This is a genomic window from Clostridium beijerinckii (genome assembly GCF_008705175.1).
GTDB lineage: Bacteria > Bacillota > Clostridia > Clostridiales > Clostridiaceae > Clostridium > Clostridium beijerinckii.
This window is the reverse complement of record NZ_CP043998.1, coordinates 3,047,809-3,060,603: the sequence shown is the minus strand read 5'-3', so window position 1 is coordinate 3,060,603 and position 12,795 is coordinate 3,047,809. Positions and strand designations below refer to the sequence as shown.

Sequence of the window (12,795 nt, the reverse complement as noted above, 5' to 3'; positions counted from 1 at the left end):
TATGGACAGATTTAATGTACTTTTTGTAGATGATGAAACTAATATATTAAATTCAATAAAGAGAATAACTATTCAAGAAGATTTTAAATCACTTTTTGCAGCTAGTGGCGAAAAGGCATTAGAACAATTTCAAGAAAATGAAATAGCTGTAATAGTTACAGATATGAGAATGCCGAAGATGAATGGTTTAGAGCTTTTAGAAAAAGTTAAAGAAATATCTCCTAACACTGTTAGAATGGTACTCTCTGGATATGCTCAAATATCTCAGGTAATAGTTACAGTAAATAAAGTAGGCGTTTTTAAGTATATTACAAAGCCATGGAATAATGAAGAGGAATTTCTTCCAGCTATTCATGAAGCTTTAGAGTATTATAAATTAGTAAAGGAAAATGAAATATTTAAAGTTCAAATAGAAGAAAAAAATAAGTTATACAAAAAGATTCTTGATAGTAATAACAATTTAGTAAAGAATAGTCAAAAGGATATTAATTATATTAAAGTGGTTTCAAAAATAATCTTTGATTTAAAAAATAATATGTATGACAATTCAAAGGATGAGTGCTCTAGGCAGAAATATATAAATCAGCTGATAGATAAAGTATATTTTCAATATTTAGAGACTATTCCAAGTATTTCTGAAACCTTCACTTTAAATTCTTTACAGTCCAAGTTTGATGAATTAAAAAGCAGAAATTTACCCATAATTTATGATAATAATAATACTGCTCAAATTAATTATTTAGGTAACAAGAGAGTATTTGAGTTAATATTTAATAATGTTTTAGAAGTTATTACTTGGGATTCGAAAGAAGACGAAATATTATTAAACTTCACACATAAAACTACTTTAAATATCAATTTCTTCATTAGAAATAAGAATAATTTCTTAAAGACTATTAGTAAGACAGAAGCTAAATTAATATTAAATTTCTTAGATAATTTGGGTAAAATGTTTGGAGGTAAGATTACTATAGTTCCTGATAAGTTCTTAATAAACATTAATACAGGTCTAAAAATTGCAGATTAGGAGTTGGGAATTATGAATATTTTAATCGTTGATGATACAAAGTTTAATATAATTACTGCGAAAGAAGTAATTAAAATCAGTGAAATTAAATGCAATATTATAACAGCAGCATCAGGAGAAGAAGCTATTGAAATTATGAATACTCAGAATATAGATATTATACTATTAGATATAGTTATGCCTAAGTTATCTGGAATAGAAACCTTGGAGATTATAAGAAGAAACAATAAGAATGTGATTATTTTGATGTTTACGTCGCTAACAGATAAAAAATACTTAGAAAAGAGTTTTGAATTTGGAGCTAATGACTACATTAATAAGCCAATCGAGCCTATTGAATTCACATCAAGATTAAAATCAGCAATAAAGATGAGGGAATATCAAAATGCTTTGATGGAATCTTATAATAATCTAAAAAATACTAATGCTCAACTTAAGGAGTCAAATGCAAAGCTCAAAACAACACAAATTGAATTAGTAAATAGGGAAAAATTATCTACTATAGGAAGGTTTTCAGCAGGAATTGCTCATGAGATTAATACACCTTTAGGGTATGTTACTTCTAATATATATACAATTCAAAGTTATGCTAAAACTCTAAAAGAATATTTAGATAAATATTTAACTTTTATTAAGGAAAATGAAGAGTGTTTTTTTGATAATAAAGAACTTAAAGAATTAGCTGATTCCAGTAGCAAATTAGAATTTATATTGTCAGACTTTGAACCAGTTATAACTGAGACTAATGAAGGTCTTGAAAAGATAAGCAGCATAATTAAAAATATTATTAGATTTTCTAATGAAGATGCTTATGATAACTTAGAAATGAATAAGATCAGTGAATTAATAGAAGAATCTATGAAAATTTTAAAAATGGAACTTAAAGAATACAAGCTTGATGATTTATTTGACTTAAAACTAGACTTAATTGAGGATGACTATATTAAGTGTAACAGGTTTCAAATTGAACAAGTTATTTTTAATATTATAAAAAACTCTATTTATTATATAGGAATTAAAGATAGAAAAGGCAATATAAATATCAAGACTTATAAGGAAGATGAGTATTTTTGTTTAGAGATAAGTGATGATGGAATCGGTATTGAAGAGGAAAATATAAATAAAATATTTGATCCTTTCTTTACTACAAGGGAACCAGGGGAAGGAACTGGTTTAGGTTTAAGCATTTGTTATGATATTGTTGTAGTCAAACACAAGGGTCATTTGTTAGCCAAAAGTGTATATGGTGAAGGATCAACCATCATCATGAAATTGCCCATTTAATAAAGAGAATTATAGTATTTTGGAGGGCACTGAGGATGAGTATATTTAAAGAAAATAAAGACTTAAAAAAAATACATTTTAATGAAGAATTTGATGATAAGATATTTAATTTAATTCCAAATCCAATGTTTTATAAAGATGTATATGGAATATATTTGTGGTGTAATACAGCATTTGAAAAAGCAATAGGAGTAAAAAGAAAATTTATAGTGGGGAATACGGATTATGAAATTACAACCAAACAGGTAGCAGATCTATTTGCAAGCTTGGATAATCAAGTGATTAATACTAAGAAAGCTAACAATTATGAGACAACCATTTCTCATGCAGATGGGTTAATGTATGATACTATTGTAAGTCGAACGCCTAATTTGGATGAGAGTAATAAAGTATTAGGGATAATAGGGATAGTTACTGATATTACAGAGCAAAAAAGAATACACAATAAATTAAAAGAAAGTCAGTTAAAAATGAGCAGCCTAATTAAAAATAGACAAGCAGCAGAAAAAAAGTTCTATGAAAAATTATATTTTGAAGAAAGATTACTAGAGATTTCTACACGTTGTGTTCTAGAAAAATTTGATTCGAAAGTTATCAATAAGGCATTAGAAGATATGGGGAAATTAAGCGATGCTGACAGAGTATATATCTTCGTAAATGATTATAAAAAGCAAACTACAAGTAATATTTTTGAATGGTGTGCTGAAGCGATAGAAGCTCAAATAGAATCGCTTCAAGACATACCTTTTGAAGCTATACCATGGTGGATGAATGAAATCACTAATGGTAAGGCTATAAATATTAGAGATATTTCTTTAATGCCAATAGAAGCAGAGAAAGAAAAAGAGATTTTGGAAGCTCAGGATATTAAGGCTATATTAGTACTGCCAATGTATAGTAATAAAAAAGTCATTGGATTTATTGGCTTTGACAGCGTAAAACAAAGCAAAATATGGGAAGAAAGCAATTTATATTTATTAAAGATAAGTTCAGAGATTATTGGGAATGCTTTTGAAAGAGAAGAAAATGAAAAATCACTGATGAGGAGTGAAGAAAAGTATAGAGAACTCTTTAATAATGTTAATAGCTGCATTTTTGTAAATAAGTTTTCAGAAGGCGAAAGTATAGGAGAATTTTTGGAAGTTAATAATTTAGCTTGTGAAAAATTAGGATATACTAAAGATCAGTTTAGAGAACTGTCATTTCTTGATTTGTTAGAAGAAAAAATCAGAAACAACTACATTGACAAAATAAATAGAGCTATTATGAAAAATAGAAATATGATTGAAGTAAATATTAAGACAAAAAGTGGTTTTATTATTCCATTTGAAGTGAATTTACATATATTTAATCTTCAGGAGCAAAAGGTAATTCTTTCAGTTGCAAATGATATTAGTTCAAGGAAACAGGCATATGAAAAAATTAAAGAACTATCTTTGGCGGTTGAAAACAGTCCAAGCAGTGTTGTTATTACTAATATTAAAGGAGAGATAGAGTATATCAATCCTAAGTTTACAGATATGACTGGCTATACTAATGAAGAATTAAAAGGAAAAAATATAAGTATATTAAAATCAGGTTTTCATGAAAAAACTTATTATATAGATTTGTGGAGAAGCGTACTTCTAGGAGATGAGTGGAGAGGTGAATTTTATAATAAACGAAAAGATGGAAGTAATTATTGGGAATATACGAGTATTGCACCACTTAAGAGTGAAGAGGGAGATATTACTCATTTTATATCAGTAAGAGAGGATATTACTTCAAGAAAGCTTATGGAAGAGGAGCTAAAGAAAAATAATAAAGAATTGAAAGAAGCCATAAGCAAACTTAAAATTACTCAAGCTCAATTGATTCAACAAGAAAAGTTGGCAGGAATTGGACAGCTTGCAGCTGGGGTTGCTCACGAAATTAACAATCCTTTAGGTTTTGTATCGAGTAATTTTGAAATGCTGAAAAGTTATACGAAAAATTTGAAAAGTCTAATATATGCATATAAAGAATTAATATTAAAAGCTGAGCAAAAGGATATTGGTTTAATTGAAAGAGAATTAGATAAAATTAAAGAATTGGGAAAATCTAAAAAGATAGACTACATATTAATGGACTTAGATAATCTATTTGATGAGTCAGAAGATGGTATAGAGCGTTTGAGTACAATAGTAAAAGGACTGAAATGGTTCGCGCATGAAGATCAATCAAATCAATTTGAAATGTATGATCTTAATCTTGGAATAAAGAATACTTTAATTATTGCTAGAAATGAAATTAAGTTTATAGCAAATGTGATTGAAGAATATGAGGATATCCCACTAATTCAAGCCAGCAGGCAAAAAATAAATCAGGTTATATTAAATATTATCTTAAATTCCGTGTATGCTATTAAGGAAAAAGAGAGCGATGAATTTGGACTTATAGCAATTAAGACATATATGGATGAGAAATATGTGTACTGCGAAATAAAAGATAATGGAATTGGTATAAGAGAAGACGCGCTAAATAAATTATTTGAACCATTCTACACAACTAAACCAGCAGGAAAAGGAACAGGACTTGGACTTAATATTGCCTACGATGTTATTGTAAATATCCATAAAGGAAATATTGAAGGAAAAAATAATCCTGAAGGTGGTGCGTGCTTCATTATAAAAATTCCTAAAAAGCAGGATGTTTAAGTTTATAATTAGTGAAATGTTGCAATTTCAAAAGTAACGCAATTAAATTTGTGTGTAGATTAAAGTATTATAACTTAATCTATGCACAGATTTAAATTTAAAGGTTTAAGAGTGTGTTACGTAAAAAGTTTCAAAAGAGGTGTTTATATGGAGACAGTACTGAAAAGAAAGATAAAAGTTGGAATTAGTGAATGTTGTTTTGGCTCAAAGGTAAGATATAACGGTAAAGGATTTGATTATGTTAAAAATTTTGGCAGAGAAAAAGAACAATTTATATTTTATCCTTTGTGTCCAGAATGCCTTGCTGGGTTAGGAGTTCCAAGAACACCTATAAGTATAAAAGGTGGGAGTGGAGAAGATGTTTTACAAGGAACAGCTAAGATTAAAAATAGAAAAGGCGAAGAGGTTACTGATAAACTCATAAAAGCTTGTGAATTTTCATTAGAATTATTAAAGAGTGAAGGAATTTACATATATATGTACAAAGAAGGTAGTCCAAGCTGTGGCGTATATAGAACAACTTTAAAGGATAAGAGACTTGGTAATCCGCCAGGAATATTTGGCGCTATGTTACTTAATGAAGGATTTTTCTTGGTATGTGCAGATGATTTAGAAAGTCCAATAAAAAGATGGGATATAGTAAGAAGAGTAAACGCGTTTACTTGGATAAAAGAAGCAGAAATAGAAAATATAAATCAACTCTATGAAGTATGGCATATAGTAAAATTTTTATGCCAAGAACTAGATGAAAAAACATCAAGAAGTTTAGGACATGAATTATCTATTTTAGATAATATTCAAAAAGAAGATATAGAAAAATATAGAAAAACCATACTAGAGATTATTAGAAAACCATCAACTCTAAAAAAAATAAAAGGATGGATGTGGAAAAATTATAGTTATTATAGAAAGAATAAGGGTATTGAGCTTGATATAGTGAAAGAACCAACAGATTTAAGATCAAATACAATTTTAGCTGAGGAACTAATTAAGTTAGAAATTAAATTATATGGAGAAGGTTATTCATTTGGATCTAGTCCGATTCTTAACAGAGCTAAAAGATAAGAAATACTGAAAATATATTGTAAAAACTAAATGGTTATAATGTATATTTGTTTTTTTTGAATAAGATTAAATTGTTTGATTAAAATAGTGAAATTTAAAATGTGAATATTTACTTCTTTTAGAAAAATATAAGATAATATAGATAAAATTACAATATAATGATATAATTTAAACATAAATTTAATTATTTATATAAAAAATAGGTATAAAAGAAGTATTATTTTGTTATGAATATCAATTAGGAAAAAGTATTCTTAATTTAAGTAAGTATTGCTAAAATCTTTGAGTAAAATTTAATAAATTTTAACGATTAAGAAGTGGGATTAGCTTTATTGATAATTATCAATTGAATAGACTATTTGGGAGGTAATGTAAAAATGAAAGATTATTTAGAAATTGTAGATGTACTTGCAAGGCAAATTTTAGACTCAAGATGTTTTCCTACAGTGGAGGTAGAAATATATTTAGAAGATGGAACTACAGGACGTGCAGCTGTGCCATCAGGAGCTTCAACAGGAATGTACGAAGCAGTGGAATTAAGAGATGGTGATAAAGATAAATTTTTAGGAAAAGGCGTTTTAAATGCAATTAAAAATGTAAATGAAATTATTGCAGAAGAATTAATTGGATGCAATGTATTTGAACAAACTTACATTGATAAAATGCTAATTAAATTAGATGGAACAAACAATAAGAGTAAGCTTGGTGCTAATGCTATATTAGGAGTTTCATTAGCTGTTGCAAATGCAGCTGCAAATTCATTAGATATGCCTTTATATAGATATATCGGTGGAGTTAATTCAAAAGTATTGCCAGTCCCTATGATGAACATATTAAATGGTGGATCACATGCTGATAACTCTGTAGATTTACAAGAATTTATGATCATGCCAGCTGGAGCGCCTACATTTAGTGAAGCACTAAGAATGTGTGCTGAAGTTTATCATACATTAAAGAAAATTTTAAATGATAAAGGTTATGCTACAGGTATTGGCGATGAGGGAGGATTTGCTCCTAACTTAAAATCAAATCAAGAAGCTCTTGATGTAATAATCGAAGCTATAGGAAAAGCTGGATACAAAGCTGGAGAAGAAATCTTTATAGCAATTGATGCAGCTTCATCAGAATACTATAAAGATGGTAAATATGTATTAGAACATGAAGGAAGAACATTAACTTCAGCTGAAATGGTTGATTTCTTTGAAGAATGGGTTAATAAGTATCCAATTATTTCAATCGAAGATGGTATGGCAGAAGAAGATTGGGAAGGCTGGAAGCTTATTACTGAAAAATTAGGAAAGAGAGTTCAATTAGTTGGTGATGACTTATTTGTTACTAATACTGAAAGACTTGAAAAAGGTATTAATCTTGGTGTAGCTAACTCAATTCTTATTAAGTTAAATCAAATAGGTACATTAACAGAAACATTAAATGCTATAGAAATGGCAAATAGAGCTGGATATACTGCTGTAGTTTCACATAGATCAGGAGAAACTGAAGATACAACTATAGCTGATTTAGTTGTAGCTGTAAATGCAGGACAAATAAAGACTGGAGCACCAGCAAGATCTGAAAGAGTTGCAAAATATAATCAGTTATTAAGAATTGAAGAAGAATTAGATGATGCTGCTGAATATAGAGGCAAAAAAGCTTTCTTTAACTTAAAATAATATATAGAATAAATAAGAAAGAAGCATAGACTTACAATTTACAATTGTAGCTATGCTTTTTTTGTAGAAAATATTATTTGATTGAATTGTAAAATATTTTATAATTATTTCTTCCTTTTTCTTTCGCTTTATATAATGCTATATCAGCATTTTTTATAAGAGTATCATCATCTAAGCCATTTTCGTAAAAAGCAATACCAATACTTGAAGTAGTAAAAAATTCATATTCTCCAATTAACCATTTATCTTGTAGAGCTTTTAAAATTCTTTTAGCAATATTTTCAGCATTCTCTCTTTCGCTAATTAATAATAACGCGCAGAATTCATCCCCTCCAAAACGTGCTAAAATATCATTTTTTCTTAAACATTCCTTTACTCTTTGAGAAAACTGGCATAAAAGCTCATCTCCAATATCATGCCCAAGTGTATCATTTACTATTTTGAATTTATCAATATCCATAAACATAACACAAATATCTTGTCCTAATCTCTCTTTTTCATTTAAGGCCTGAAGTAAATTTGCTTTGAAAAGTCTACGATTTGGTAATCCGGTTAAAGTATCATGATATGCCATATGTTTAAGTTTTTTTTCAAGCAACTTTCTTTTAGTTATGTCTCTAGCAAGCATAAGAACATGAGAAACATTTTTATGTTCATCTAAAACAGCAGAAGCTTTTGCTTCTACCCAAACCCAATTTCCATTAACATGTTTATGACGAAATTCTACAGTTGCAACATTTTTATTTTTAATTAAATCAAAAAACTTTTCTTTAATATTTTCTACTTCATCAAAATAAACAAAATCTAAAATGGATTTGCCAATATAGGTATCAATAGGATATCCTAAAACAAATTCATAAGAAGGAGATACATATTTTATAAATCCATTAGTGTCTATAATGCTAATTAAGTCAGTCATATTATCTGCGATTAATCTATATTTTTCTTCACTCTCTTTTAATGCCTGTTCAGCTAGTTTTCTATCTGTTATATCACGTACAATAGCAATTATATGTGTACATTCACTATTGTTATTTAAGATTGGTGTAACCTTAGTTTCAAAATGTTTAAACTCACTAGAAGAGTAGGGGAATTCTTCTAAATTTGTATACCATTTAACTAAATTATCTTCATAAGTTACGCAAGTTTTTTTATTAATAGCTTCTTTATATTGTTTTGTAATTAAATCGGCCACATTTTTAGGCATTATTTCATAAATAGTTTTTCCGATTGGACTTTCTTTTAAATGTATATATTTTTTAGCTTGTTTATTTATAAACAGATATCTAAAAATGTTCTCATTATCTATCTTAATAAAGAAAACTAAGTCAGATATGCTATTAAAAATCTCCATAAATAGATCAAGATCATTATAAATATTTAAATCTTTATCAAGCATTAATATCACTCCTTTAAGCAACAAGATAATTAGTTTATATTTTAATTATATTTGTAAATCAATATAAAATCCAACAAGAAATATTTATAATAGAACTATATTTTCAAAAAAACAAATAATATACTAAAATTATATTGATAAATAGAGAAAAATATTAAGAAATTAAGTGAAAAATAAAAGGAAATTGTATATAAATGTAGAATATATATAATTGGGTAATTAACCAGATATATACTAATTAAAATTTAGGAGGAGAGAATTTATGAAAAAATTTGTTTGTTCAGTTTGTGGTTACGTTTATGAAGGAGAAGAAGCACCAGATAAATGTCCGGTGTGTGGAGTAGGAACAGAAAAATTCATTGAACAAAATGGCCAATTATCTTTTGCTGATGAACACATAATTGGAGTTGCTAAAGGTGTAGATAAAGAAGTAATCGATGGATTACAAGCAAACTTTGTTGGAGAATGCACAGAAGTTGGTATGTACCTAGCTATGTCAAGACAAGCTGATAGAGAAGGATACCCAGAAGTTGCAGAAGCTTATAAGAGAATAGCTTTTGAAGAAGCAGAGCATGCTTCAAAATTTGCAGAATTATTAGGTGAAGTAGTAGAAGCAGATACAAAAGCTAACTTACAAGCTAGAGTTGATGCAGAACATGGAGCATGTCAAGGTAAGAAAGACTTAGCAACACTTGCTAAGAAATTAAACTTAGATGCCATACACGATACAGTACATGAAATGTGTAAAGATGAGGCAAGACATGGAAAGGCTTTCAAGGGGTTATTGGATAGATATTTTAAATAGAAATAGTTAGTTATAAATTAGACAAACTATAAACAAAGGTACATTTAATTTTTTTGTTATTGAAGATATAAAACATATTTTATTATTAGCAGTTCCACATGTTATAAGAGAAACTCGAGAAGATTATTTAAAAGAAGTTTCAGATATAATTAAAGAGAATTTATAATAAATTATAAATTAGATGGAATTTCATGATTTATTTTATTTTTGAGATTTTGTAATTTACATGATGATAAAATATTATAAAGCAGGAGTGGATAGCTTATGAATCAGAATGATCCTATTATAGAAGTTGTAAATAAAAAATTAATTAGAAATTCTAATTTTGAATTTATTGCTGAATTAAAAGATTTAACTTTATCCGATATTGACTATATTGAGAAATTTTCTAATATTAAAAATATCAAATCAAAGTTTACTTATCAAATTGTAGATAATATTTATATAAAAATTACTTTTCAATATAACAATGAGGTATAGATATGGAATATATTATAAAAATAGTTTTAAGAAAAACTAAAATAAAAGATGAAACTAAAGAAAAGGATAACAATAAATTGAAATAGAAGGTTTAAATTTTTAGAACGTAAATCAAGAATTTAGGCTAAATATAACAAATAAAAAATAGTATTTAATTGATATTTTAACTAATGAACTATAAAAGTTTATTTTTATAGAATAAGTACAATATTGAATACGGATATCATTATTCTTAACGTGTTTAATAGGAAGACCAATAGAGGAGAAGATAGATTAAATTAAGCTGAGACTTTCTTATAATTAGGAAGTCTCAGCTTTTTTATAACTAATATATAAAATTATTAAGTAGATACAAAATCGATGCATCATAAGAAAAATAAATAAAATAAAAGAAACACTGAACAATTAAAGCTTGTTAAAAGAAATACTTTCTTCTCCCTAAAATTTGATGATTAGTAGATAAGTTTTACGCCTATGAATATAAGCAACTAAACAGATGAATTAAAAATAGTATGACTGACATCTCATACTAATAGTTAAAATGGTGATATTATAAAAAATTAACTATTGGTTAATTTTTATGAATAAAAGATGAAAAGTCTTCAATTGCTCAAATTATGTAGCTTTGATATCATTTAATTATAAAGTTCCGCGGTGAGAATCAAATTTATGTGGATATAGCCGAAATTGAAATATTTCAAATTTTCAATGAGGAACTCAATAATTTTTTATTTAATCAATAAGGACATAATAAATAGAGGAGTTAATTTTATGATTATAAGTGAAGTTATTAGGCATTATAGAAAAAAGGAAAATCTTACTCAAGAGCAGGTTGCTGATTATTTAAATGTAAGTACTCCAGCAGTAAATAAGTGGGAAAATGGAGTTTCATATCCAGATATAACATTGCTGCCACCTCTTGCACGTGTCTTAAAAATAGATGTTAACACTTTATTGACATTTAATGAGGAATTAACAGATACGGAAGTAAAAAAACTTACAAAAGAGGTAGGTGAAACTGCATCAAGAGAGGGAATTAAAAAAGCTTTTGAGAAAGGCAATGATTTAATTAAACAATATCCAGGTTGTGATGAATTAATATTAATGATATCAGAAGTGCTAAGAATATATTTGTTAGGACCTCAAATTGAGGAAAAAGAAAAATATGAAAGAAAAATTATTGCTTGGCTTGAAATTGTAGTAGCTGGTAATAAGGAAAAAACAGCTTCTATGGCAAAATTAGATTTAGCAGCAATTTATAGGGAGAAAAAAGAATATGAAAAAGCTCAGGAAGTATTAGATAAAATTCCAGAAGTAGACGTAGATAAAAAAATTCAACAAGCAATATTATTTGAAAGTATGGATAAAATAGATGAGGCTTATGGTATTTATGAAGATAAGTTAAGAAAAAATGGTGACGAAACATTTGCTGTATTATCTCTTATAATAAGGCTATTGTATAAGGAAAGGAAATTTAGAGAGGCAGCAGAATACATAGATCGTGCTAAAAAGATTGCTGAGGTATTTGATTTAGGAGCGTACCATAAATATGAATTAGATTTATCTTTGGCAATAGAAAAAAAAGATAAAGAAAAAACTATAGAGATGGTTATAAATATGGTAAATGAAGCAAGTACAATGGATGACTCTATTAAATCAAAATTATATAAGCATATGAAATTTGATGTGACTAATAATTGGACCAAAGATAAATATAAAGATTTAGTAAAAAGGGTATTAAGAAAAAGAAAGAATATTGATTTTGTTAAAGATGATCCAAGAATAAAGTCTCTGTTGGAATAAACAATATTAAGTCTATTTTATTTTAAGATTAGAAATAAAATAGATTTAATATTTATCTAAGTGATTTTTAATTTTGCATAAATTTAAGGATATTGCAGCATACATAATATAAAGTCAAAAAGAATTGTAAAAACAATCTTATTAAAGGAGATTTAAATTTGGGACTAAAAGACAGAGCGAGAAAATTAAAATCAGATATACCTGCCGTATATATATCATTAAGAAAGAAGGAAACACCAGTAATTGCAAAAGTTTTTGCTATGATTGCAATTATATATGCGTTATCACCAATTGATCTTATACCTGATTTTATACCAGTTATAGGTTTGCTAGATGATATAATTTTACTTCCAATAACAATAAAATTTATACCAGAAGAAGTACTTAGCAAATGTAAAATTGAAGCAGAAAACTTATGGATTAGCGGAAAACCTAAAAGGTGGTATTTTGCCATACCGATTTTATTAGTATGGATAGCGTTAATATTTCTAACATTAAAACTTCTTTAAATGAAACCTTATTAAAAATAAATGAATGTTCAATGTTTCAATTAAATATTCTTTTAAAGAAACATTGTTTTAAATAAA

10 protein-coding genes are annotated in these 12,795 nt (G+C 27.2%); 9 read left to right on the top strand and 1 reads right to left on the bottom strand.

What is annotated here, in order from left to right; all coding sequences use genetic code 11:
• Position 1: 1 nt before the first annotated feature.
• The 5 genes from F3K33_RS13770 (at position 2) to eno (ending at position 7,721) form a co-directional block, all read left to right on the top strand.
• Positions 2-1,027 (top strand): response regulator, encoded by a 1,026-nt coding sequence (locus F3K33_RS13770; RefSeq protein WP_039768551.1) that lies wholly within the window; start codon positions 2-4, stop codon positions 1,025-1,027.
• A 12-nt stretch (positions 1,028-1,039) separates the two neighbouring features.
• Positions 1,040-2,311, top strand: coding sequence for a sensor histidine kinase (locus F3K33_RS13765; protein WP_023975417.1), 1,272 nt, complete (start codon positions 1,040-1,042; stop codon positions 2,309-2,311).
• A 35-nt stretch (positions 2,312-2,346) separates the two neighbouring features.
• Positions 2,347-4,986 (top strand): PAS domain S-box protein, encoded by a 2,640-nt coding sequence (locus F3K33_RS13760; RefSeq protein WP_051144757.1) that lies wholly within the window; start codon positions 2,347-2,349, stop codon positions 4,984-4,986.
• 147 nt (positions 4,987-5,133) lie between these two features.
• Positions 5,134-6,051: a 2-thiouracil desulfurase family protein gene (locus F3K33_RS13755; RefSeq protein WP_023975415.1), complete on the top strand. Its 918-nt coding sequence runs from the start codon at positions 5,134-5,136 to the stop codon at positions 6,049-6,051.
• Positions 6,052-6,428: 377 nt separating this feature from the next.
• Entirely contained in the window at positions 6,429-7,721 is a 1,293-nt protein-coding gene (gene eno, locus F3K33_RS13750; protein ID WP_039768549.1) for a phosphopyruvate hydratase, read from the top strand.
• Between the two features lie 73 nt (positions 7,722-7,794).
• On the opposite strand, the gene F3K33_RS13745 is transcribed toward eno, so the two are convergent.
• Positions 7,795-9,120, bottom strand: a complete 1,326-nt coding sequence (locus tag F3K33_RS13745) for a sensor domain-containing diguanylate cyclase (protein WP_051144756.1) — start codon at positions 9,118-9,120, stop codon at positions 7,795-7,797.
• A 262-nt stretch (positions 9,121-9,382) separates the two neighbouring features.
• Between F3K33_RS13745 and F3K33_RS13740 the strand changes: the two genes are divergently transcribed.
• The 4 genes from F3K33_RS13740 (at position 9,383) to F3K33_RS13725 (ending at position 12,717) form a co-directional block, all read left to right on the top strand.
• Entirely contained in the window at positions 9,383-9,925 is a 543-nt protein-coding gene (locus F3K33_RS13740; protein WP_039768546.1) for an NADH peroxidase, read from the top strand.
• 264 nt (positions 9,926-10,189) lie between these two features.
• Positions 10,190-10,405, top strand: a complete 216-nt coding sequence (locus F3K33_RS13735; RefSeq protein ID WP_023976407.1) for a hypothetical protein — start codon at positions 10,190-10,192, stop codon at positions 10,403-10,405.
• A 771-nt stretch (positions 10,406-11,176) separates the two neighbouring features.
• Positions 11,177-12,208, top strand: a complete 1,032-nt coding sequence (locus F3K33_RS13730) for a helix-turn-helix domain-containing protein (protein WP_039768544.1) — start codon at positions 11,177-11,179, stop codon at positions 12,206-12,208.
• Between the two features lie 158 nt (positions 12,209-12,366).
• A complete protein-coding gene (locus tag F3K33_RS13725; protein WP_039768542.1) occupies positions 12,367-12,717 on the top strand; it encodes a YkvA family protein in 351 nt (116 codons plus the stop codon).
• Positions 12,718-12,795: the final 78 nt, after the last annotated feature.